This window comes from Enterococcus wangshanyuanii (assembly GCF_002197645.1).
GTDB lineage: Bacteria > Bacillota > Bacilli > Lactobacillales > Enterococcaceae > Enterococcus_L > Enterococcus_L wangshanyuanii.
The window spans coordinates 2,155,865-2,179,763 of the sequence record NZ_CP021874.1; the positions used below are offsets into that span (position 1 = coordinate 2,155,865).

General features: G+C 32.4%; 30 protein-coding genes. 14 read left to right on the top strand and 16 right to left on the bottom strand.

What is annotated here, in order from left to right:
- The first annotated feature begins 162 nt into the window (after positions 1-162).
- Positions 163-480, top strand: coding sequence for a helix-turn-helix domain-containing protein (locus CC204_RS10685; protein WP_088270116.1), 318 nt, complete (start codon positions 163-165; stop codon positions 478-480).
- Positions 481-743: 263 nt separating this feature from the next.
- Here the strand turns inward: CC204_RS10685 and radC are convergent, their stop codons facing one another.
- Positions 744-1,388, bottom strand: a complete 645-nt coding sequence (radC, locus tag CC204_RS10690) for a RadC family protein (protein WP_088270117.1) — start codon at positions 1,386-1,388, stop codon at positions 744-746.
- A 179-nt stretch (positions 1,389-1,567) separates the two neighbouring features.
- Here radC and CC204_RS10695 point away from each other — a divergent pair, with 179 nt between their 5' ends.
- Both CC204_RS10695 and CC204_RS10700 read left to right on the top strand, forming a co-directional pair.
- Positions 1,568-3,256 (top strand): AAA family ATPase, encoded by a 1,689-nt coding sequence (locus tag CC204_RS10695; RefSeq protein WP_227011131.1) that lies wholly within the window; start codon positions 1,568-1,570, stop codon positions 3,254-3,256.
- A 12-nt stretch (positions 3,257-3,268) separates the two neighbouring features.
- Positions 3,269-4,141: a DNA adenine methylase gene (locus tag CC204_RS10700; protein WP_088270118.1), complete on the top strand. Its 873-nt coding sequence runs from the start codon at positions 3,269-3,271 to the stop codon at positions 4,139-4,141.
- 56 nt (positions 4,142-4,197) lie between these two features.
- Here CC204_RS10700 and CC204_RS10705 read toward each other — a convergent pair whose 3' ends face one another.
- Positions 4,198-5,754 carry a hypothetical protein gene (locus tag CC204_RS10705; protein ID WP_088270119.1) on the bottom strand — a complete coding sequence of 519 codons (1,557 nt, stop codon included), beginning with the start codon at positions 5,752-5,754 and terminating at the stop codon, positions 4,198-4,200.
- An 84-nt stretch (positions 5,755-5,838) separates the two neighbouring features.
- The gene (locus CC204_RS21510; protein ID WP_227011132.1) at positions 5,839-6,540 is read right to left on the bottom strand and encodes a hypothetical protein; all 702 of its coding nucleotides are present in this window, start codon (positions 6,538-6,540) and stop codon (positions 5,839-5,841) included.
- A 195-nt stretch (positions 6,541-6,735) separates the two neighbouring features.
- Between CC204_RS21510 and CC204_RS10715 the strand changes: the two genes are divergently transcribed.
- From CC204_RS10715 to CC204_RS10730, 4 genes are all read left to right on the top strand, one after another.
- Positions 6,736-6,936, top strand: a complete 201-nt coding sequence (locus CC204_RS10715; protein ID WP_080280324.1) for a DUF3173 domain-containing protein — start codon at positions 6,736-6,738, stop codon at positions 6,934-6,936.
- A gap of 2 nt (positions 6,937-6,938) precedes the next feature.
- Positions 6,939-8,144: a tyrosine-type recombinase/integrase gene (locus tag CC204_RS10720; RefSeq protein WP_088270120.1), complete on the top strand. Its 1,206-nt coding sequence runs from the start codon at positions 6,939-6,941 to the stop codon at positions 8,142-8,144.
- A 440-nt stretch (positions 8,145-8,584) separates the two neighbouring features.
- Positions 8,585-9,313 carry a hypothetical protein gene (locus tag CC204_RS10725; protein WP_088270121.1) on the top strand — a complete coding sequence of 243 codons (729 nt, stop codon included), beginning with the start codon at positions 8,585-8,587 and terminating at the stop codon, positions 9,311-9,313.
- Positions 9,314-9,325: 12 nt separating this feature from the next.
- The gene (locus tag CC204_RS10730) at positions 9,326-10,285 is read left to right on the top strand and encodes a hypothetical protein (RefSeq protein ID WP_088270122.1); all 960 of its coding nucleotides are present in this window, start codon (positions 9,326-9,328) and stop codon (positions 10,283-10,285) included.
- Between the two features lie 261 nt (positions 10,286-10,546).
- On the opposite strand, the gene CC204_RS10735 is transcribed toward CC204_RS10730, so the two are convergent.
- The gene (locus CC204_RS10735; protein WP_088270123.1) at positions 10,547-10,789 is read right to left on the bottom strand and encodes a helix-turn-helix domain-containing protein; all 243 of its coding nucleotides are present in this window, start codon (positions 10,787-10,789) and stop codon (positions 10,547-10,549) included.
- An 86-nt stretch (positions 10,790-10,875) separates the two neighbouring features.
- Positions 10,876-11,118 (bottom strand): helix-turn-helix domain-containing protein, encoded by a 243-nt coding sequence (locus CC204_RS10740; RefSeq protein ID WP_088270124.1) that lies wholly within the window; start codon positions 11,116-11,118, stop codon positions 10,876-10,878.
- Positions 11,119-11,258: 140 nt separating this feature from the next.
- On the opposite strand from CC204_RS10740, the gene CC204_RS10745 reads away from it, so the two are divergent.
- On the top strand, positions 11,259-11,486 hold the full coding sequence (locus CC204_RS10745) for a hypothetical protein (protein ID WP_088270125.1): 228 nt from the start codon (positions 11,259-11,261) through the stop codon (positions 11,484-11,486).
- A 182-nt stretch (positions 11,487-11,668) separates the two neighbouring features.
- Here the strand turns inward: CC204_RS10745 and CC204_RS10750 are convergent, their stop codons facing one another.
- From CC204_RS10750 to CC204_RS10790, 9 genes are all read right to left on the bottom strand, one after another.
- The gene (locus tag CC204_RS10750; protein ID WP_025869938.1) at positions 11,669-11,950 is read right to left on the bottom strand and encodes a hypothetical protein; all 282 of its coding nucleotides are present in this window, start codon (positions 11,948-11,950) and stop codon (positions 11,669-11,671) included.
- Positions 11,951-12,337: 387 nt separating this feature from the next.
- On the bottom strand, positions 12,338-12,751 hold the full coding sequence (locus CC204_RS10755) for a hypothetical protein (protein WP_227011133.1): 414 nt from the start codon (positions 12,749-12,751) through the stop codon (positions 12,338-12,340).
- Positions 12,752-12,839: 88 nt separating this feature from the next.
- On the bottom strand, positions 12,840-13,136 hold the full coding sequence (locus CC204_RS10760) for a DUF1871 family protein (RefSeq protein ID WP_227011134.1): 297 nt from the start codon (positions 13,134-13,136) through the stop codon (positions 12,840-12,842).
- A gap of 60 nt (positions 13,137-13,196) precedes the next feature.
- On the bottom strand, positions 13,197-13,583 hold the full coding sequence (locus CC204_RS10765; RefSeq protein ID WP_088270127.1) for a hypothetical protein: 387 nt from the start codon (positions 13,581-13,583) through the stop codon (positions 13,197-13,199).
- An 11-nt stretch (positions 13,584-13,594) separates the two neighbouring features.
- Complete coding sequence (locus CC204_RS10770) at positions 13,595-15,130, bottom strand: EndoU domain-containing protein (protein ID WP_088270128.1); 1,536 nt, start codon at positions 15,128-15,130, stop codon at positions 13,595-13,597.
- The gene (locus CC204_RS10775; RefSeq protein ID WP_088270129.1) at positions 15,123-15,482 is read right to left on the bottom strand and encodes a hypothetical protein; all 360 of its coding nucleotides are present in this window, start codon (positions 15,480-15,482) and stop codon (positions 15,123-15,125) included. Before CC204_RS10775 ends, CC204_RS10770 begins: the two co-directional genes overlap by 8 nt.
- A 7-nt stretch (positions 15,483-15,489) precedes the next feature.
- Positions 15,490-15,756 (bottom strand): DUF3130 family protein, encoded by a 267-nt coding sequence (locus tag CC204_RS10780; RefSeq protein WP_088270130.1) that lies wholly within the window; start codon positions 15,754-15,756, stop codon positions 15,490-15,492.
- Positions 15,757-16,242: 486 nt separating this feature from the next.
- Positions 16,243-16,551 (bottom strand): hypothetical protein, encoded by a 309-nt coding sequence (locus CC204_RS10785; RefSeq protein ID WP_088270131.1) that lies wholly within the window; start codon positions 16,549-16,551, stop codon positions 16,243-16,245.
- A gap of 37 nt (positions 16,552-16,588) precedes the next feature.
- Positions 16,589-16,987 carry a hypothetical protein gene (locus CC204_RS10790; RefSeq protein WP_088270132.1) on the bottom strand — a complete coding sequence of 133 codons (399 nt, stop codon included), beginning with the start codon at positions 16,985-16,987 and terminating at the stop codon, positions 16,589-16,591.
- Positions 16,988-17,304: 317 nt separating this feature from the next.
- On the opposite strand from CC204_RS10790, the gene CC204_RS10795 reads away from it, so the two are divergent.
- The 6 genes from CC204_RS10795 (at position 17,305) to CC204_RS10820 (ending at position 21,075) form a co-directional block, all read left to right on the top strand.
- On the top strand, positions 17,305-17,607 hold the full coding sequence (locus CC204_RS10795) for a WXG100 family type VII secretion target (RefSeq protein ID WP_088270133.1): 303 nt from the start codon (positions 17,305-17,307) through the stop codon (positions 17,605-17,607).
- Positions 17,608-17,724: 117 nt separating this feature from the next.
- Positions 17,725-18,255 carry a hypothetical protein gene (locus tag CC204_RS10800; RefSeq protein WP_088270134.1) on the top strand — a complete coding sequence of 177 codons (531 nt, stop codon included), beginning with the start codon at positions 17,725-17,727 and terminating at the stop codon, positions 18,253-18,255.
- Positions 18,256-18,592: 337 nt separating this feature from the next.
- Entirely contained in the window at positions 18,593-19,138 is a 546-nt protein-coding gene (locus CC204_RS10805; RefSeq protein WP_088270135.1) for a hypothetical protein, read from the top strand.
- A 16-nt stretch (positions 19,139-19,154) separates the two neighbouring features.
- The gene (locus CC204_RS10810) at positions 19,155-20,462 is read left to right on the top strand and encodes a hypothetical protein (RefSeq protein WP_227011135.1); all 1,308 of its coding nucleotides are present in this window, start codon (positions 19,155-19,157) and stop codon (positions 20,460-20,462) included.
- 14 nt (positions 20,463-20,476) lie between these two features.
- Positions 20,477-20,815 (top strand): hypothetical protein, encoded by a 339-nt coding sequence (locus CC204_RS10815; protein WP_087641953.1) that lies wholly within the window; start codon positions 20,477-20,479, stop codon positions 20,813-20,815.
- Complete coding sequence (locus tag CC204_RS10820) at positions 20,815-21,075, top strand: hypothetical protein (RefSeq protein ID WP_088270136.1); 261 nt, start codon at positions 20,815-20,817, stop codon at positions 21,073-21,075. Before CC204_RS10815 ends, CC204_RS10820 begins: the two co-directional genes overlap by 1 nt.
- A 249-nt stretch (positions 21,076-21,324) precedes the next feature.
- On the opposite strand, the gene nfsA is transcribed toward CC204_RS10820, so the two are convergent.
- Entirely contained in the window at positions 21,325-22,062 is a 738-nt protein-coding gene (gene nfsA / locus CC204_RS10825; protein WP_088270137.1) for an oxygen-insensitive NADPH nitroreductase, read from the bottom strand.
- 183 nt (positions 22,063-22,245) lie between these two features.
- A complete protein-coding gene (locus CC204_RS10830; protein WP_088270138.1) occupies positions 22,246-23,754 on the bottom strand; it encodes a DUF1846 domain-containing protein in 1,509 nt (502 codons plus the stop codon).
- Positions 23,755-23,899 lie beyond the last annotated feature (145 nt).

Genomic DNA, 23,899 nt, shown 5'->3' on the forward strand with positions numbered 1-23,899 from the left:
TTTGTTTATACAGTCTAGAAATAACTCAGTTAACATTACCAATATGTATTTAAAATCCAATGATATATACATATATATCATATTATAAGTTGCAAGAATACATTTGTCATCTTATTTTTTTGTCTGTGAGGATATATCATTAAATAGAAAGAAGGTGATGGTGTGCTAAATGAACAGATATCCGCTCAAATACGAGCCTATCGTACGAACAAAAAAATGACTTTGGCAGAATTGGCTCAGTCTTCTGGAATTGATGACACATATTTAGGTAGGGTAGAGCGAAATGAAATTAACATTACGTTAAATACACTAGATAAAATTATTGTTGGTTTGAAGATGACCCCATCTGAATTTTTCAGTTTCTTAGATTTAGAAAGTGATGATCCCGCATTAGCCCACCTAATGCGAGAAGTCAAAAATTCTCCTAAGAGAGAAAAAATGACTAAGCTACTTGAAAATATCGTTGATTTATCTGAATAGAAAATAAAAAGATTACAATTCGTAGTCTTTTTAATTTTTATTTAAATCTAAGCAATCATCACTTTCATAGGTGCTGAATTAGAAGATTTTTGACGTCGAAAAAAGCCTTGGCTAAAACAGCTAAGGCTAGAATACAACATTATTTTTGATTTGTGAATAGCTCGAAAGCTCATGAATTAATTTCGTTAATTAAATAAATATTTTTGGATAAAATTAATTTTAATATACGTGTCAAGCTCTGTCAAATTAACTAAAATTAAAGATCAATTTTCAGCGTAGGAGTAATAAGTCGATTCTCCCAGAATAAGATGATCCAACATTTGTATTCCAACCAGTTCACAAACTTTTGTTAATCGCGATGTGAATATGGTGTCAGCTTCACTAGGTGTTGGATCACCAGATGGATGATTATGTGCAACAATAATTTGAGCAGCATTATCTCTTATCGCTTCCCTAAAAATATCTCTGGGATGAGCGATACTTTGATTTAAAGTTCCGACAAATAATGTCCGCTTTCTGATAATTTGATTCTTAGTATTCAACGTTAGGAGAATGAAATGCTCTTGTTCTAAATCACGTGTTTCTTGAATTAAGTGTTGAGCAAGCCCATACGAACTAGTTATTTTCTCTTTTTTCGTATCAAATTGTAAAATACGTTTTGATAATTCAAAGCTTGCTTTGAATTGGAATTCTTTATTCGTTGGAAATTCAGAAAATCCATTTCTTAAATCTGTTAAAGTATCTATACTTTCTAATAGTTCAACTGCTTGTGAAGGTTTTAAATTGAATGAAAGCTCAACTAGCTCTTGGGTACTTAATTCATTAAAGTTTGTTGTTCTTATTCGATCGTTTAACATATTAGAAGTTATTACTTGCTTTTTTAGAGTTTTTTCTGTTGTTACTGCCATTATTCATCATTCCTTTTCTATTTATTCATGAATCATTTTGGCAAGCCACGCTTGCCTATCCAAATTAGAAAATGACCATCGCAGAAACTTATGTTAGATGATATAATCAAATTATGGTAGTTAAATCACAACAAATAGATTAAAATTTTATTAACTAGGTGCAGGAGAGTGAAATTACAATGACAGATTTTTTTGATAAAAAGCATTATGGATTGATAGATAATAAACATATGGCAATCAATGATATTTATGGAATCGACATAGAAAATTTTCGTCTTTTTAAAAATCAAAAACTCAATCTGGGTCAGGAAATGACTGTTGTTTCTGGTAGAAATGGTACTATGAAATCCACTCTCCTTGGATTGCTGGCTCAACCATACAGAACTGAACACAAAGACTTGTATGGAAATCGGATGCAAACAAAATTTAGTGATGTTTTCAAACTGTCTTCAGAAAAAGATAAAGATGACTACATATACCATATTCGATTAAATGTAGACGGAGATTTGAAACTGAAGGAACCTATTCCTTTATATTTCCAGCCTGGAAATCCAAATTCCAAAACTAGTAAAAAAGACAGACACCGATTAGTTCCAAGTGGAAGACAGCAAGGTGACGGATATTTTACTCTTCCATCAGTTTATATAAATTTGAAAAGACTCTACCCTTTAATAGATTCTGGGGAAATAAAGTCTGTTTCGATAGAATATGACATGGCTGAAAAAAAATTCATTAGTAGCCTTTATCAACAGGTTCTATTAAGAGAGGATTTTGATAATTTTGAAAAATACTCAACTAATATCAGTAGAATAAGCAAAAATCCTTATGGTCCAGAAAACTCTTACTATGATGTTAATTCAATTTCGTCTGGTGAAGATAACTTAAGTACATTTGCTGATGTTTTAGTATCATTTATGAGAATTTTCAGCGCTAATAAAAAGAATAAATACAATGGTCTAACTGGAATATTAGCTATTGATGAATTTGAAGCTAGTCTCCATCCAATTGCACAAATGAATCTATTTAATTTTTTGTTCGATTGGTCAAGAAAATATAAAGTTAAAATAATTTTAAATACTCATTCACTTTTTTTGATTCAAAATATATATCTATCCCAAAAAGAACGTTTGGAACATAAAAGGATAATCATAAATTTTATCGCTTCTCAGTTTGAAGAAGATAACATTTTAAGCATTTATGAGAACCCTCCTTATAATTTAGCCTATAGCGAATTGACACTATCTGATTACACCGAAAACAGCAATTTAGCTAAAGTCAAAATACTCTGTGAAGATGAAGTTGCTGAGTTATTATTGAAGAGAGTTATAAAAACACAGAAGATTCTCTCACAAATAAATTTTTCTCATGTAGTTAACGATGACAATCCTGGAACTAGCTACACATTATTGACAAATTTATGTAAAAGCTTTCCCAATATTCTCAATGAAACGATGTCTATGGTAGTACTTGATGCAGATATTGACTGCCGAGCAGTTAAAGTTGGGAAATTTCCACACGTTCTCAATTTCCCTTCTCTTTTTGATGGTTTACCCTTTGAAAAAGAGCTCATAAAATATATACTGACTTTAGATGGTAGTAATGCTTTTTTCAAAAAATTCAAGAAGCAAAAAGAAATGTTTAAACAATCTTTTACTCGATATAAAGTACCACTGAATGTAGAAAATTATAAAGATGAAGATGTCAAACCTTTTAAAAATTGGTATGATTCTAATAAAAATGATGCTAAAAAGTATCTTACCTATTACGTGAATGACAATAGAGAATTATTTAATGATTTTTTGAAACATCTTTTGCAACATGTCAATGATATAAGGACAAAAAATGGATTTACAAAAATAGAAGATTAGAGGTGATTATATATGCCACACACAAAGTCTCCACTTAGGTATCCTGGTGGAAAAACTCAGTTATATAGATTTGTTAAATCTATTATGGATTTAAATAATATTAATGGAACATATATTGAAGCATACTCGGGCGGTTTTGGGATAGGTATTGAACTTCTCTTAAACAATGATGTTGAACAAGTTGTGATAAATGATTATGATAAGTCAATTTACTCAGTATGGTATTCAATTTTACATCATACAGATGCTCTTATCTCTTTAATTGAAGAAACTCCAATTACCATAGAAGAGTGGCGTAAACAAAAAGATATAAATAGTAATTATAAAAATTACAGAAATAGCTTAGAAAATGGTTTTTCTACATTATTTTTAAATCGAACAAATCGAAGTGGAATTATAAATGCTGGTCCAATTGGTGGCTATCAACAGAACAGTAATTACAAATTAGATTGTAGATTTAATAAGGCTGGATTAATAAAAAAGATACGTATGATTGCTGATAAAAAAGATAGAATAGATTTATTTCAATTAGATGCAGTCCGGCTAATTGACCGGATTCCAGAAAGATATGATTGTGAGACTAGCTTCATTTTCTTTGATCCACCATACTATATACAAGGTAAAAATTTATATACAAATTTTTACACTCATAAAGATCATGAAAAATTAGCTCTTAAAATTTCAAATCTAGAACAGTACTATTGGATTACAACTTATGACTACACTCCTCAAATACAAGATATTTATAATCAATTTGATAACAAAGCTTGCACATACGAATTATTATATTCTGCACAAAATAAGCGAAAAGCTACAGAATTTCTTTTTGCAAGCGAAAAAACAAATTTGATATCTGCTGATAAAGTCAAATTATCTCCCATATAAACTAAAAACAGAGGTGGTATAATCACTATCAAGGATAGGACTATATCACTTCTGTTTCATATCAGAAAATCACTAATAAACTCGTTAATATTAATGAATTCAGCAAAAAAAATAGGAAAAATAAATGTTTCTTCAAATAAAGATATTTTAGAGTATTTATTTTTTATCTTCCTAGGAAGTCCTTTATCAATATTTTCTAAAGCGTAGTTCACCATACTGTTACCCATTACAGTATTCATACATTTTAGATAATGATCTACTAATAAAATTGGAGAGGGCAATTTAACTGTTGTACCCAATCCTATTGAATAATTAGTTAAAGTGAAGTAGTTGATCTTTTTCGGTTTTTTGCAAGAAAATCTTTCACCAAAATATTCTTCAAGAATACTATCTGAAATAAATTCCCTGGCTTTAATATTTTGTTCCAATGCTTTACTTATATTGCTTTTATCTAATTTTATAATTTCTTGCGGGCTATCAATCGGGATTTTAAACTTTAGTTCAATCACTTGTAAATCCTCTTGAAACGGATTATAAACTAACAAATCTACTCCTGGAAGAGCTTTTTTTCCTTCCGCAATAAGAACGTTTTTTGGTAAATTATTTTTCAGATACTCAATTTGCTGCTTTTCAAATTTCTTTTGTTCACTCGAAAATTTTTTACTATTTTTTACATTTAAGAGTCTAAATATATTTGAGTCTAATCTTTGTAACATAAAAAAACTAGGCAGGAAAAATAACTGATTATTGATTGGCACAAAATACGAAAGTGAAATATCAGAGCGATTATTTGAAAAGTCAAAAGTTAAAAATTCTAGTATACTTGAAACTACTTGCTTCTCAAGAATAGTATTTTCACTTATTAAGTTTGTCCACTCTACTAAACTTTTATTTATAAATCCTGATTGGTTAACTATAATCACATTATTCATTAGTTCATCAACCGCAATTCTATTTAAAAACGTTGTAAATACTTTATAATCTTCTAAATTAAAACCATCAAATTGAATATCTGCATTAGTTTGAAACATTTTCTCATGTGTAATATCCATTGCTTCATGATAATCTATCAATTCATTTCTATTGACGTCAGCTATAATACTTTTTGTTTCAAGGTTCTTAAAGAAAACATCGTATGTAATATTGTATTTTACACTATCTCCATTAACATAATTAAAATTTAAATCACCGTTTTTTTTGATAGACAGTTTAACAATATCTTTAGCATGAAAAGATTCATATTTTTTATACAAGGATAGCTTGTATGCAGATGCCATTAAAGGAAGAAATTCATCTACTGTAATTGATACGTTTTCATCTATTATTCCATTATTAATCAAATTTATACCTTTAAATATTTCAAAAAGAGCACACTGAAAAAAATCAATAAGCTCAAATGAAGGGAAATCTAAACCTAGAATTTTCTTAAATATATTCTCGTCCAGCATAATTAATCTGTGTACCGAACCAATTTTTTTAAAGATGATTTCAGCCGCTTGCTCATTGGATAATTTAAATAGTTTATGATCATAAAGTTCTTTTTCCATAGCCTGGCGCTTTTCGTAGAGCATAGAACTGTTAGCTGCCTTATTATATTTCCCCACTATAATCATCGTCTCCTCCATAAAACTAATTATCATAATTATATCACAAATTATTTGATACTAATTTTGTTGGTATCCTGTTTATCTATTTCCTTACAAATTACTAGCTATCTCATCCAACCTCTTATTCAACCCAACTAACTGCTCAAAATAAGCATCTGTCCGATTAATCATCAAATTATCAGTACTTGTACTATGCTGCTTTATAAAGTTTGCAATCTGTTGTAGCTCGCCTGCTCTCGCTTCTATCGCACTTGATTCCGCAATAAGTCTTTCTTTAGTCCGCTCTAACTCCTTGTTTCTATGAATCAAGAATTTATTTTGACCTATTAAACTATAGTAGTTTTTTATCACAGCTTTATCTACAAGCTCATTTACATATTCAGTAATATCAGCGATCCCCGCACCATTAATTTTTTCATCTTTATAATTACTTGTTAAATATCCTTTTAAGTCCACCGTTATTTCTTTCTTCCATTCATCATTCACAAAAAGATCGATTGGCTCGTCTTGAATCTTTTTATACGTATCAGACAGTGCAAAAGTACGTACTGCTTCAACTGCTGCATGATTATATAAAGTTGACGGTCGGCCTTTACCACCTGACTTTTCTTTTTTAGTTAGCGGTTTGCCTACTAATCCAATATCCTTATCAAAATCAACTTCTGAAATAGCACGTAAAAAAGAAGCTTTTGATATCTTTTTGCCATTTTCAGCCAATTCTTCTATTGCTTCATTTGTCGTATACCACGTTTGTTTTAGCTCTTCAATTATGTTTCTTTGTTGTTCATCCATTAAACTTCACCTCCGAAATTAAATAAGCTTGCTATATCAGTCATTGTATCATTTTTTCAGGTCTGATAAGAAAAAATACATCATAGATAATTAAGTTAGGAAGTAAATGCGCACCTATTTCTATGATAGCAACTGCTGGCTACAAAAAAGCAGCGTTAAAAATCAGCTAGCGATTTTTAACCTAAAAGGAATTCTATGTATAAGAAAAATATGGTTTCAAAAACAGACCTTGAAAAATTAGGCTTTAAAACAAATCAATCCGTGACTATTATTCGGCAAGCAAAAATTAAGATGGTAAACGCAGGTTATCCATACTATAATAATAAAAGGGTCGGGGTTGTACCTCGGCATATAGTTGAAGAAATTATCGGTATTCCTCTTGAATTGGAGGAATAACCATGGCGAAAACAAAATATCCTTGCGTGTATCAAGATGCTAAAGGGCGTTTTTCGTATCTAATTGAACTTGGTTTAGACAAAGTCACTGGCAAACGAATTCAGAAAAAAGGAACAAAAGACCAGTTAGGAAAACGGTTTACCTCAGCAAAAGCAGCGCACCAAGAAGTTATGCGTATTAAAAGTGAATATCTAAAAAGTAATGGTTTTGCCAACTATGATTTAACCTATGAAGAATTTATGGAACAATCTTACATTCCTCATTATCAATCATCTGTGCAGCGAAGCACTTGGTCTTCACGAGAATGTGGTTTAAAACAAATCACTAGTCATTTTGCTGATAAGAAATTGCGAGAAATCACTGTACTAGACTGCGAAAACTATCGTATCTGGCTGTTAAGTCAAAGTGGATATTCTCAGGCATATAGTTCCCTTATGTATGGGATGTTTCGTAAATCACTAAATTATGCTGTTACCTTGCAATTCTTGAATGAAAATATTTCTATGAGAACTAAGGCGATTCCAAAGGGAAAGTCAGTTGTTGCTTATTGGACAAAGGAAGAATTTGAACAAGTTCTATCTGTTGTCTATAAGAATGATTTTTATGAGCATATGTGTTTTGTAATGATTTGGCTGTACTATATGACGGGTGTTCGTGTCAGTGAAGGTCTGGCTTTAAACTGGAATGATGTTGACTTGAAGCGAAAGAAGTTACGAGTTCACCATACTTTGGACATGAAGAACCAAAGCGATTTTATTCGTAAACCGTACACTAAAACGGAGAGCGGTATGCGGATCATTTCATTAGATGATGATACTGTTTCAATGCTGACAGAGTGGAAAAGAGTCCAGAAAAATCATGGTGTCGAACAATTTATTTTGAGTTATACAGACTTACCATTGTATCGTTCAACAGTCCAACGCATCATTGAACGCTATGCTAGACTTGCAAAAGTTCATCCTATCCAAGGAAAAGGATTACGGCATTCACATGTCAGCTACCTAATCAATGAATTTAATGCGGATATCCTAGTTGTATCACAACGTTTAGGACACTCGTCACCAGAAATTACATTGAAACACTATGCGCATCTTTGGAGTCGTAATGATGAGGGAATTGCTAAACAAATGACGGGAAACATCCAATTTACTTTTGCGAAGGAATCCAAAATACCTAATTTTAGTGGAAATCAGGCAGTAAAAATATAACCCTACCATTTCCCTACTAAAACGGAAAATCATAAGGCAAAATGTTGCTATAGCAGCGTTTATGCAACGTGATTTACGTGGAGTGGGAATAAATAAGAAAACCGTGAAACCTTTGATATCAGAGGGTTTCACGGTTTTTTTACGATTGCAACCAACCCAAAAAATTCAAAAAATGGAAAATACATAAAATCCTTTCATATCAATTGTTATCCACTAAATCAATCTCTATATTTACAGAGTTGGAGTAATGTACAAACGATTTACTCAAAGTGCATTGGTTTATAAGGGTTGCAAATATTCTAAAAGAAAACCATTATGTAAAACTGGTGGCTTATGTTACTATAAAAAATTATCAGCTAATTTGAATGAAATTGATTTCAATGATATACTTATTATTGTTATATCATTTTTACATAAAATTATAGGAGATAAGCTACTCTATGCAATTATTGGATTTTATTTCTCTCACTAACTTAGAAAAGAAAAGCGAGATTGAACGAGTAAAACTTTTGTGTTTTTATCATTATAAAGAAACCTCTGAATTATCGTTTACAATGGCTTCAATTCGTGATATTTTAAAAAAATGTGGGTATACCCCTAATATGTCTCGTCTTAAGTCTAAAATGATTACTGGCACCTCAAAATTTTTTCATCAAGAAAAAAATGGAAATTTTGTATTTATACCTATGAATTTGCAAATTTTAGACAAAGAATATACAAAGTTTTGGGAAAATACAGAAACAATCGAATCCTCAAGTGAACTAATTGATGAAATTAAATTCTGTAATAAAAGACAATATATAGATAAATTAATAAAACAAATTAATTGTTCATATTCTAATAACTGCTACGATGCTTGTGCTGTATTAATGAGAAGATTGTTTGAAGTTTTGCTTATACTTTCTTATCAAGCTTTAGGAATTGATGAAGATATTAAAAATCAAAATGATTCTGGATATATTATGCTTGATGGTATAGTAAAAAATGCTAAAAGTAATACAATTTTAAAACTTTCTAGAATCAAAAATGAATTTGATACTTTTCGTAAAGTAGGAAATTTTTCAGCTCATAACATTACATATACTGCAGGAAAAAAAGATATAGACGATATAAAAATCGACTATCGTGTAATGTTGGAAGAACTATTTACCAAATCAAATTTAATATAAAGGAGGAATTACATGGAACACCAAGTAAAATTTAAAATTGGGGAAATTGAATTCGAAGCAGCTGGATCCGCTGATATTATCGAAAGAGAGCGGAATTTCTTTTTAGATAATCTCTTGCCTGTAGCTATTGATGCTATAAAAATTACCAAACAAGCCAATGCTATACCTGTTTATACGGATATTTCTGAAACTAATAGCACATCTACTATAGAAAAAGAAACTAATATACAGTTAATTGAAGATGTGCCTAAAATCGCTATTTCCTCTATCGAAGAGGACTTAGAAAGAACAAATCTAGCAACCTTTATAGTTGAATTCGGTGATCTAACTGATATAGATTTTGTTTTAATATCGGCTTATTATGATGAAAAAAGAAACAAGATAAATTCATTTTCTAGTGAAAGTGTTAAAAAATATTACGAAGAAGCCAGAAGACCAAAATACTCTAATAATAGCGTCCTATTAAATTCTCTTGCAAAAAAATCTTTAATAATTGAAAATACTTCTGAGGGTCAAAAAAAACAAAAAAGTTATACAATATCCAGCTTAGGAATTAAATATGTTGAAAACTATGAAAAAAAAGACCTACCAACTAAAACAAAAAAGAATAATGGAAAAAGAAAAAGCAAAGTATTAACGTCTAGCTATTCAACCATCAATGCTGATGATCTTAATCTAAGTAACTATCCTAGTTTTGACGTTTTTACAACTTTCAAAGAAAAAATGATGTTAGCACTCTATATCGTAACATCAGAAGAAAAAGGTGAATATTTTTCAACTGACGATGTAAAGTATATCATGATTAATATTTTAGGTATTTCAGCTAACAACGGTAATATCAATAATGTCTTCGATAGGAATAAAACGTGGTTTCACACCGAAAAAATAGATGGAAAAAATAGAAAAAAGCTTTTACAAGCAGCTAAATCTTATACCCAGTCTATAATGGCTTCTGCAAAAAAAGAAAACTAATTTCTTAATTTTTTGAAAAGCCGAAAGTTCTAACTTAACCCTAAATTAGTTTTATATCCGATAAAATTAATTAAATATAAAAAAAGCCATTTACTCTTTATTGAGTATACGGCTTTTTCTTATAGTTTGAATCAGCAACTCTTCTTTTCTTTCAGGAAACAATTTATCCAATGTAGAAACTTAAGTCCTTCACCTCTACCTATGCAAATTTGTAGCTTTAAAAAAATAAACTATAAAAAATCTTAGTTTCACCCAAAACAATTATTCATCCTCAAATATAGTATTATTCATCTCTGGAAAATCCAACAATTCAGAAACTGTCATATCAAGTCCTGTTGCTAACTTATGTAAAGTTTTTAACTTAGGGTTTTTAGTCTTCCCTTTCATAATATTATCCACAGTAGACTGCGTTATACCGGATAACGTTGCAAGTTTATTGATGGATATATTTCTTTCAGTACATAAATTGTTAAGCCGTAATCTAATTACATCAGAGTAAGTCATAATTATCCTCCATTAACCTTGTATAGTTAGCTTAAGTATAATGAATAAGAGTACACTACATTAACCTTATAAGGTTACATCCAGTATCACTCATCATCAAAAAGCATTTCATTCATCTCTGGAAAATCTAATAGTTCAGAAACCGTCATATCTAATCCCATTGCTAATTTATGCAACGTTTTTAGTTTGGGATTTTTAGTATTCCCCTTCATAATGTTATCTAGAGTAGATTGAGTCATCCCTGATAACGTTGCAAGCTTGTTTATTGAAATTCCTTTTTGTTCACATAATTTTTTAAGTCTAAAAACAATAATTTCTGAATATGTCATATTCTCCTCCATTAACCTTGTACAGTTAACTGAATTATATAATATTTCCATATAACAAATTAACCGTACAAGGTTGACAATGAATAATCCTTGTGATAAATTAACCTTATAAGGTTAAAAAATTCATTAGGAGGTTCAACATGGCTCATCCAGTAAAAATGATCACCTACCAAGATTTACATAAACTAAACCATTCAATCCAACAATTAAAGAACTGGCACCAAACATTCAATTCACTAAAAAACAACACCCAAAATCATTCTATTCCCGATAACATCTTCTATAAACATGAGAGAATACTAAAAACATTAACTCAAGAAACACACAAACTTAAAACTAAAGAAAAACTGAAAAACATTTTGCTTTAAACTCCTAGCAGCAAATAGGATTTTAAAGTTCATCAGTATTTGCCGAACTAATATTGATGAACGATAAATTTAAACAAGTAGTTTGCTATCTAACTACTTGTTTGTTGTGTTTCGGCACAACTCATTTTCAACAAAAGAAGCCTAGAGAAATTTCCTCTAGACCTCATTATTTTAGTCATGTATTAAACATCCACTACATTCAAATTTTTTTCTCGTGCATATTCATTTATTTTTGTAATTAGTTCATCTTTGTATAAGCATTCTACAAATGGAATTTCACACTGATTATTGATTTCATATTCTGGAAAAACCAAGAAATTCAATCGATCCAGTTTCTTTATAATATACTCGTTTCCTTCAAATTCACCACTTCTAATTTCATAAGAACTAATAAATTCAATTATTGCTTCGTATAGCTCTTGCTCGTTTATTTCGGCTTGCAAAAATTTTTCTATTATACTCATTATTAATTCTCCCCTTTTTTATTAATATGAGGAAAAGGTACCAATTCTTTTCGTCTTTAGAAACTCATATCTAAGCCTTACCAAGTTTATCTTTTCCTACCCATTCGATAATTCTTTGATGACCACATCGATCCGGTCTTTCGGTTGTGCTTTGTTAAAGTCCTCTAATTCTCTTTAGTAATGTCTTTGTGTTTAGTAGCACCCATTTCTAATTCAAAAAAGCCTAGAAGAATTTCCGCTAGACTTTTTGTTCTAAATAATGCTTTAGAAAAATGAAAACAGTACTTTAGCTAGTCACCTTTATACAGCATTAATGCTTTTCACTTAGTTGTCACTGACTATTGACAACTCGATTACCAACCTTGCGATAAAGCTCCTTTTTTACTACTATGAAAGTTCAGCTTTTACAGCTACCAACTCGTTATCATTTACATAAAAAGTTAGGATTGTAGCAACAATTTCTTTATTATATGTTTCTAATTTAGAAAAATACAAGGTAAAGTAATCTTTTCTTTTGAAAACTTTTGCTATTGAAACTTCTACAGGAACTTCTGTATTAATTAATGGAAAACCATTCTGCATCAATATTTCTTGCTTCTTTATTAAGAAAACTTCTCTGTCTAATTGCTCAGGGAAAATACATTCAATTTCCCCAATCAAGCCATCATCATCTAACCACATCATCATATTCGTTCCTAGTGGATACGTGTAAAAATCATCATTCATTTTTTCGGTAACAATATCGAAATTCTTTACTTCATCAATATAAGTAACTTCGCTTTTTAAATCTTGTTGCATCACTTTTTTTATCTTTATAATTTATATTCACCTGATATAGTATGCCTGTATTGTTTTATTTTTTTCTCCTTCTATAAAGTAATTTTTTTATTTATTCTAAGTTTAATAACTTATTAGCGATGTCAAGTTCATTGTCTCTGAAAAACATGTCATCACCAAACGATTCTACAAAAATTAGCTTTAATGTATTAGCTAAGTTTTCTGCTGATAATCGTTCCTTTTTCTTTAAAACATTCACAACTTGTTTTATTTCTTGGCTATACTCATCCTTGGGAGCCATTGGAAATAAATCAATCGGATCCCATTCATTAATTATTTTTTCAACTTTATCATACATAATTTTACGTATTTTCCAAACAATTTCCTTTATAGATTTACTTACCTTCATGTTTATTTTTTCATTATCCCAATATATAAATATTGTTTTGAACTGCTACAAGGGATTTTTTTAGATTTCCAACCCTTTTTTTACATCTAAAAGCAAATTATATATTCTATCATCTAAAGGTACATAGTTTTTTAGGTATGTTTCTAAGTAGCTGTAAAATTCTTTAAACGTAACATAAGCTTGGCTATTTTGAGTTACTCTTGAATAGTCAGCCTCTACATCAATCAAAATATGTTTATCATCTAAAGGTATTTTTAATTGTGATAACTCGTACTCATCTAAGTCTCCTCTAAAGCAAATTGCCTTACCTTCGACAATATACCCTTCCTGCTGAGAGAAATTTTTAAGAGCTTTTTCAATTCCTAACTTTCTGTGAGCTATTTCAAAAAATATATCATCTAAAATCATTTTTTTATCAGCTTGGTCTTCTAAAATCACATAGTTCATTTTCCGTCTCCTTAGTCTAAAATTGGGAAAAAGTTTTTTACATTTCCTGCTTCATCTAAATAACCAATGAAACCCAGTCCGTTAGAAGCAGTACCTTCAACTCTTCCACCTATAATTTTTCCGTTTTGCATCGCTTCTACACCCAAGTTATAGATTTCTGTTTCTGAAAAAACAGATGGGTCATAAACTGTTTTTGGTGTGTCAATATTCTTGTAAGAAATTGGTTTTGCAATTCCGCCTGTTATATCCTTTTTTGGTATCCGATATTCAATTTCGTAGATGCCCGCAATGGATGGATGTGATTTTTTAGATATAGTCAAATCGTCTAAAGATACCCCTTGACTTCTTAAAGCACTATTAAACTCATCTAAATTATGTCCACCAACAATACCTTTTTTAGTGTTGATATTTCCCACATTTTTTAAATGATTCTTTACATTTTTACCAAATTTAAAATCATTCACTCCACTAACTTTCCCAACATCTTTCCCTCTATCAACAGTCTTAACAACATCTGCCGACTTCTCAAACTCCTTCAACGTTTCCCACTCTTTAGCAGTCAACTTGATCGCATCCAGCGTATAATCACCATTTCTAAGCAACTTAGCTGACTTCAAAATATCCTTCACACGATCGATCGGCAATACTGCAAGCAACAAGAAAACACCAGAAGATGAGCGTTGCATCGTCGTTGAATCTTTCGCAAGCAGGATCTCAATATCATCAATATTGGTAAGGATTTTAAAAATCTCTGGTCCATACTCTTTAAACAATTCAACATTATGCACACGAAACAGTTCATGTAACTCTTTTGTTCTTTGAACATCCAATTTACCATTACGATAAATCTGGTATTCGACGCCATTCGATAATTCTTTGATGACCACATCAATTCGGTCTTTGGGTTGGGCTTTGTTAAAGTCCTTTAGTGCTTTATACCATTTTTGATTTTTAAAATCAATGGTTTTATAGCCATCTTTCCCACCTGAAAAATTCCCGGCACTGCCTAGGAAGGCTAATCCTTCGGCAATCGAGGCAATAACTGTTTGCGCGTCTGAGAAATCACTGCCATGTGCTGCTTCAAAGGCGCTATATTTTTCGAGGATTTCAATTTTCTTTGCGGTTCCTAGCATACTTTGTTTATTAAAAAATTGATTCACAAATGGTACATCTTCAAAGGCTTTTGCCAAAGCTTCCATGATCACATCATTTTCTGCTTGTAAACGACGTAACTCAGCTTTTAGACCTTCCATTTTTGCAGTATCTAAATCATTTTCTGCTGGTCCAACTTCTGAGGTAAAGGCGCTCAAATAAGAGGTGATCGCATCGTCAAGGGTATTTAAGGCATTGCCCACTGTCGTTGATACTTCTGAGTAGGCATCAAAATAACGTTTGGTCGAATCCCATCCTGTCCCAGATAATTTTCCTGCACGTTGAAACGCTTGTTGCGCCTCTTTAAAGGAATTTAGTTGATCTAATACTGTTAAACGTAGCGTTTGGACTTCACTGGCAACATTTTGCCATTCCGTATATCTAAATTTAGGCATCTTCCTCCTCCTTTTGTGCTTGTTTTTTTTGTAGCCATAGGAGGTCGTCTTCTGCTTGGATTTTTTTACGTTCTGTTTCACTGACTAATTCAGTTAACTCTCCTTTGCCCGCATCAAAGGCTCGGAATGCTTCTGTTCGTTCATCTTCCAGCATTTCTAAATCTATCCTAGCTGAACGTTCTGCTTCTGTTCCTTTACTGTAATAGAGAAATTCTTCTAATATCTCTGCTTGTTGTTGGTAAACACGTTGTAGATCATTGAGTAGAAAATCACTTTCGGCATCTTTTTTCTTTAACTCTATTTTTCGTTCTTCATAGTCTTCGATTTTCACTTGTAGTTGGTTTTCTTCCATAAAGCACCTACTTTACTGCATTTTTTTCAGCCTGTTTGATGGCTTGATGGATTTTTTCTAAGTTTCCAATGTCTTTAGACGCGTTGCTTTTGAATGTTGATACGATAGAACTTAGAGAAGAAACACTACTTTTCATTCCGCTAGCGGCACTACTTTCAGAAAAGCTCATGCTACTTGCTTGTTTTGGTTTGAATGACAAGGATGAGAGACTGCTTGTAAATGTACTTTTTAGAGTATTTACCGTAGCAGCATCTGTACTGATTTTATCTGACATATGAACATCTCCTTTACTAAATTTGATGATACTAGTCCAATTCCATTGTTTTACTTCCATTAAACGCCATGGATAGACACTTATTTTTCAGTTAAATAACCAACCATTAAAAACATAATGTAACTTAAGAATAACACAATGAAAGACAGGTATCTTTTCAATTTATTTCATCTGAGCATCATTTTTTGATAAATTAGACTGAAGTCTTGGAAGATTATTACATTGTGAATTGGGTCAATGAAGATAATCTAAGTAAAGGCATCGACAAAGTAGATTTTGAAGGGAATATAACGATCATTGAAGCCGAAGTTCAATAGTTCTTCCTCCACATGATCGGAAATATATCCACTAAAAATAAAAAAACAGATCCCTTTAGTTATTAGGGTCTGTTTTAAAAATTAAAGGTAATCCATAGTGAACAATTACTCGATCAGATTTACACTTCTATTCAATACTGATCAATAAACGATCCTATCAAAATAGAGGCTATCTACGTTCTAATTCAATTTCAACCTCTTTCGTTTTACTTTCTATAAGCGCACCTAGATATTCAACAAAAACCGACTTATTATCAGCAGTAATCTTTCCATCCATAAAGTTTTTTAGACTCGTCACTTCATTCCATGAATTAGAATTATTCAATGTTCTTAAACAATTTTTTAGATATCTTGTTGGCATGTCACTAATAGAAATATTTTTCCCCTCAGAGTTGATCCAAAAACCATCCTCTGCAGCAACAAACGGTACACTACTTTTTTCAATAATATTATTTCTAAACATTTCTTCGTAAATCATACTTTTCTTCCTTTCTTTTATATAATTATCTAGGTCACTATTCCTTCATCCTTGAGTATATTGTACTTGTCTCATATTTCTTATTTTTATATTCATAATGAATCGTTACCTTTATTTCTTTTTCCTTAATCTGTGAGAGTCGATTCGTTAAGTCCAATTCATTCTCTTCACCACTCAAAATATTTGTTGTAAAGGCCGTAAGACCATGAGTCTCATCAGCTAATACCCATTTTTTGTTTTTCTTTATTGAAAATTCAGTTTCTGAGTCAAAAACCGTGATACGATCTTCCGTATTATTGTTGATCACTAGTTTCATTCCTTTGAATCTTAACGTAATGAATGCCTTTTCATTTCTGATGTCCTTATCTGTACTGCTAGCTTTTGAACAACCGACCATCGATATCAATAGTACCCCTATCAAACAAAATTTTTTCATCGGTATTCCTTTCTTTTAATAAAAATTATATCACAATAAAAATATTTTATACACCACTTAAAAAATATTTATAACTTTAAGACGAAAAAATTCAGTATAACAACATCTCAGAAAGCTGACCGATAGTAGTTGTAATGAATACTAATTAACAACGTGTAGAAATATTCCTTGTCATATAATGATAAGCAAAACGAACAAAAAGACTTGTTTTATCATAAATATCATTATCCACCTAATTTTTTGATAAAAACAATTTACTTATTGTGATAAACTAATAGAGAAATAACCATAAACAAAAAGTAAAGGAGAGAACACACATGGCGGGAGATCGTATTAAATTATCACCACAAGAACTACGTACATCTGCTACAAAATATACAGACGGTTCTAACCAAGTAAATGACATTTTACAAAAATTACAAACGGAGCAAGACACGATTCAAGGAAACTGGGAAGGGTCAGGATTTGATAGCTTTAATGATCAATTCACAGCCTTAAAACCAAAAGTGAGTGAGTTTGCGGAACTGTTAGAACAGATCAACAAGCAATTAAATGAAGTAGCCCAAATCATGGAAGAAACAGATCAAAACATTTCTTCTGCGATCGGTCGTGGACTATAAACAATTTTGAGAGATCAGGAGCGTTTGTCTTCTGGTCTTTTTCTAATAAACCGTTGTCAGTGCCTGTATAGTAGTGGATAAATATGGCAAACTATCTTTAAGTTCGGTGGTGAAGAATTGAAAAAGAAACTGGGATTTATTTTGGTAATCATTTTACTTGTCGCTTTTTTTGTAGCAGGAAAAAAATATATGGATAAGAAAGCGATAGAGAAAAGCTATCAAGACGGTATCGAACTGATACAAAATTATGTAACGGATTATTTAGTCAAAAATTATGAAGGTATTGAAAAAATTGAGTGGCAAGGCGTTGGCGTTGAATGGCGTAGTTCTCCTGTTTTTGGTGGTTCTATTTTGGGAAATTATGTGGTTAGTGATGTCAAAGTTTTTGTTTCTAGTGATAAATTTTTCACTATGGATTTTACTCTAACTGAGAAGCTGGAGTATGATCAGAATTTAAAAAAGTACGTTTTAACAGATTACATGAATCCTAGTAATTTGGAGTCAACCGTTGAAATGGAGATAGGAAATGCCACTAGAGAATTGAGCGAAAAAAATAAACTTAGATTTAAAAAGGTAAAAAAATCTGACAAAGGTAGCCCCAATGCTCAAATTATTTTAAATTTAGATATTCATGAATTGACTTATTAAGAAGGGGGATAGGCTATGAGTAGTGATATTACAATAAAAGTTTTGGCTAAAGCGATAGATAAAATAAAAAGACTGTCCAAGATAAAAAAATTGGAGACACACTTAGATTAAAGATTGAATAGGGTAAACAAGACTACCAAATCCTAAACAAAGCTGCCGGCGACAAAAGCACTCAACTAAATGCAGTCGTTTATGTTGAAACCAGCGTACATAATTAGGACAGAAGAAAATAAGTTACATAGGCAGTGAAAAAGAAAACGTACGAAAAAAATTGCTATATGTTGTTCATATTGTTATTCTTACATAAGAATAGATCATTAATTTAGGTGGTGAAGTAGTGAAAAAGAAATGGATTTTAGCAACAATATTAGGAATGATCGTACTCATTATTTTATGTATCGGAGGAAAAAAATATATGGATAAGAAAGCGGTAGAGAAAAGCTATCAGGACGGTATCGAACTGATACAAAATTATGTAACGGATTATTTAGTCAAAAATTATGAAGGTATTGAAAAAATCGAGTGGCAAGGCGTTGGTGTTGAATGGCGTAGTTCAGATGTTTTTGGATCGTCTATGCTTGGAAACTACGTGGATAGCGATGTTAAAGTATTTGTTTCAGCAGATAAATTTTTTACTGTAGATTTTACTCTAGCTGAGAAAGCTGAATATAATAATGAGTTGAAGAAGTACGTTTTAGAAGACTCCATGAATCCTGCTAATATAGATTCTACTATCAAAACAGGTCTAGAAAATGCTGTTGGAAAATTTAAAATAGGAGATCAACTTGATAAAGCAGACTCTGAAAAAATGAAAAAAGGTAGTAAAGGTAGTCCAAATGCCCAAGTTATTTATAACTTAGACATTCATGAATTGAATTACTAAATGAGGAGATAAGTTTATGAGCAATGAAATTACAACAGAGGTTTTAGCTAAAGCGATAGATAAAACAAAAAAAACTGTTCAGAATTTTGATGTTGGTGGTACAGTTTCGTTAGACTTACAAAACGGAAAACAAGACTACCAAATCCTAAACAAAGCCGCCAGCGACAAAGACAACCAACTAAATGCAATGGCTATCGCTCCTATCGTCAATGGGCAACCTGATTATAATAATGTAGCCGTTGTTTATGCTGGTACCAATATGCATAATGAAACAGGAGCAAATGGCTTTGGTACGGCAGGAGGTGCATTTACAGGCGGGCTTTCTGGAGAATACAACGACGCACAAGCGTTCTTAAAAGAAACCTACGACAAAGTAGCCAAACACAACGGAACGATTACCGATGTTGCAGGTTTTAGCCAATCTGGTGGCTACATGATGAAAATGGCTGGCGAGTATGGGAAAGAAATGGGCTTTCAGACAACAAGTTTTGATGATTGGGGACGAGATCAGTTCGGAACGCTCACAGATGATCAACTGAAATGGCTGAAAAATAATCCTGAAATGTTGCGACGATATCAAAACGATTCCTGGGCAAATCTCTCAGGTCGTGACCATACGTATGGGTCCGTTTCACGCATTGAAGGGATAGGATTCGGTGAACATAACACCCTAGCTAAATACTTTGATGGAGATACATTGAATCTAGATCGTTTAGCGAAAGATGGTATTTTTGCACCTGGCATGACCAAAGCACAAGTAGAACTAGCCGCTAAAAACTGGGCAAAGAAAAATGGTGATGGAAAATTTTGGACAGGTGATGATGCCGAAGCGAAAGCCCGTGTAAAAGAGTACTTAAAGTTATATGGTACTTATCGGATCGCTGATCTTGAGGAATTGAAAAACCTAAGAAAAAAACTAAAGAAAAGCGGCGGCGGTTTATCGAAAAATGAAGAAATTTATTTAGATAACAGTGAAGCTTTATTCGCTGTAACAACTGCTTCTCAAACCATGAAGGATGGCTTGTCTGAAGTCATAACGATCTATCAAGAAGCTATGATCGAGGCTATGCAGGTTTGGTCTGAAGGACTTCAACATGCACGTTCGATCGGAACAGAATTGAATGAATCAGAAATCACAGAAGCACTGGCTTCGGTTGGAGCAACTGAATCCAGTATCGTAACTGAGCCTACGACTTTCTATAAAGAACAGATAGCGAAAGCTAAACAGTTAGGTGAAAGCTTTGATAGCCTTGTTTCTGAAATCAAGGCGGGGATCGATAAACTTGTTCAAAGTGACAAAGAGTTATCTAGTCAACTTTTCTAGAAAGGAGTATTCAGTTGGATCAGCAAGAGCGATTAAAAATAGAGTATCTAAAGAAAAAACGTCAATTTGAAGAAAAAGAAGATGATATTCTTTTTCAAAGAGACCAGGGAATACGTGATTTAGAAGAAGTTGCAGACATGACACACTATTATTTAAAAGACTACGTTCCAGATCAAGCATTTATTATACAAGCTGTACATAAGTTAGATAGGCTAAAAGATGAAGTTTATGAAGCCGCACAATATGACCGAAAACAAATCGAACGAGAGATAGAAGACTTAGATGAGACCTATTATCGTGAGATTCGTATATTATCTGATCAGGAATTAGCAAAGAAAGAGAGTGATTCTTGATGTTAGATGATGTAAAAAAAGATCTTAAAAAGAAGGCACAGAAAGCCGCGATCGCTTCAGCAGTTGGTCAATCCATGACCCAGAAAAAACAAACGAACCAACAAAAAGCAAAACAAGATGGAGAAACCAAGCTAGCTTCGCTGAAAACAAATATGGCAAGTGTTTCTGAAAGTATGGGAAATTCTGTCAAAGGACAATTCGGTAAAAAAGTAAAAGAGACCTTCAAAAAACAAAGTGAAAATTTAGATAGGTTTTCATAGCAATCTTTAGATATGAACAAAAAAATGATAAAGGGACTGGGACATAACTCTACGAGTTACAACCCAGTCCCTTTAAAAAACGAATAAACGGCGAGAGCAGAAGTAACCCCTTCGGAAATAAGCTGAAATTAACAAAAATTTGAAGATCAATTTTCGTGAATTCCTTCTTATTTCTCGGAGTTGAACACTTCTGTCCCAACCTCTTTTAGTTTATAAGCTGAATAATTGATTTTGGCTTTTTTCTTATAATCAGTTTAGTTGAAAACCTTGTTCTTTCAAAAAGGCCGCAATTTCTGGTCGTCTAATTTCTTCAAAAAAGGCAGCATTGCTTTCTGACCAAGAGGTTTGTTTTTTATTACTTTCTCTAGAACTATAATATTCCTTCGATACTTTTTCATATTCTTTTAAATCAGCGAATTGTTCGTGAGGATAGTAATTTTCGCTAATTTGATTTTTTTCTAATAATCTTGGTTTAACTTTATTTTTACTAGCAGGAACGCCGACTGTTAGTCCAAACAATGGAAAAGTATACTTAGGCAACTTCAACAATTCGGATACTTTTCGTACATCATTACGAATTCCTCCGATGTAACAAATACCTAAATCCATCGACTCCGCAGCCAAAGCCATATTTTGTGCTGCAATCGATGTATCGACAATGCTTACAATCAAAGACTCCATATTGGTCAATCCGTCTAATTTTTTATTATTTTCAATAAGTAGTCTTGATTGTCTATATAAATCAGCGACAAATACATAAAAAGTTCCTGTATTTTTTACATACGGAGCACTTCCAGTAATGTCAGCTAGTTCTTCCCTTAGCGTTTTATCGGTAATTTCTATAATTGAAAATGCTTGGACAAAATGAGAGGAAGAGGCACTGCGCGCCGCAGTTAATAAAGCTTTTCTTGTTTCTGGTGACAATGGAATATCTTTGAAATCTCTGACAGAAACATGTGTCGTCATTTTTTTTATGTAGTCATTCATTGATCTTGCCTCCTTGATATTTACCTCAGTATACAACTCATTTATACGTAGCACAATACTGTCTAAAATGGATCAATAGAAAACGAGCTAATCACCTGTAACAAAAGATGATTAGCTCATTTTTTATAGTTATAACCAATTATTGTATTCCTTTAGAAAGTTGTCTTCTTTAAATTGTTTCCCCTAAATGTAATACAAATTCTCAGATGGATACACTGCATCACTCGTGATATCCAAACCTAACTCTCGCAGAGTTTGCTCATCTGTTTTACTCAACATTACTGTCGAATGAGCCTGTACGCCGTTCAACTCTGATAATTTATCATAAGCTAATTGTGCTGTTGGGTTAGTCACTGCACTGATTGCTAGCGCAATCAAGATTTCATTCGCTTTTAAAGCAGTAATCTTGCTGTGTAGGTCTTTGCGTTTCATTGTTTGGATCGTTTCCAGAATAACTGGAGATAATAGTAAAATTTCATCTGAAATATTCGCTAACATCTTAATGGAATTTAAAATAGCAGAGGAACATGAATCCATTAGATTACTTGTTCTTCCGGTGACGATACGGCCATCTGCCAACTCGAAGGCAATGACTGCTGGTGTATCGTTGCTTTGGGTTTGTTCTCTTAATTGTTCTGAGTACTCTCGAGCAGGAAGTACCGCCTTGCGGTCTTCTTTTTTCAGCTCGACTTCTTCCATGATCAATTTGATGCGATTGACGGTTTCTTCATCGATCAAGCCTTTTTTAAAATCACATTCTGTCGCAAAGCAGCGGCGAATGATTTCTTGTTTCGAGGCTTCTTTCACGACCTCATCATCAATGATACCAAAGCCGACGCGGTTGACTCCCATATCTGTTGGTGATTGGTAGATCGACTCTTCACCGGTAATCTTTTCAATGATCCGTTTGATCACAGGGAAGGTTTCGATATCACGATTGTAATTGACTGCCACTTGCTGGTATTTATCAAAGTGGAAGGAATCGATCATATTCACATCTTTTAAATCGACCGTTGCTGCTTCATAAGCAATGTTAAGCGGATGTTTCAAAGGGACATTCCAAACTGGGAAGGTTTCAAATTTTGAGTAACCAGCTGTCTTGCCATTACGGCTTTCGTGATACAGTTGGTTGAGACACGTCGCCAATTTCCCACTACCTGGTCCAGGGGCTGTGACGACCACGATTGGTTTCGTTGTCGGAATGTATTCATTTTTCCCGAAACCTTCTTCACTGACGATTTTTTCAAGGTTTGATGGATAATCTTCAATTGCTGAATGTTTATAAACCTTGATATCTCTTCTTTCCAGCTTGTTGATAAACATTTTTGTGGAAGGTTGTCCACTGTAGCGTGTGATCACAACACTATTGACAGCTAAGCCATATTCTTTCAACTCATCGATTTGGCGTAAAATATCCATATCGTATGTGATCCCATAATCCCCACGAATCTTATTTCGCTCGATATCACCTGCATAAACACAAATCAAAATTTCCGCCTGTTCTCTTAATTTTTGCAGCAGCTTGATTTTAGCATCTGCATCAAATCCTGGTAATACACGTTTGGCATGCATATCGCCAATCAGCTTACCGCCAAATTCCAAGTAAAGCTTGTCATAATGATCGACTCTTTCAAGGATATATTTTGATTGCTCTTCAATGTACTTTTGTGGATCAAACCCCAATTTTTTCACGTGAGAACCCTCCGATATTTATATACTGCCATCTATTATAAACTTATTTTCGGATGATTACGATATAAAACATTATTTTTTTAGATTGATGATATTTCGTATTGACTCTGCTTACTTTGTCCAAGTTCTGAAATAGTGCCACTAT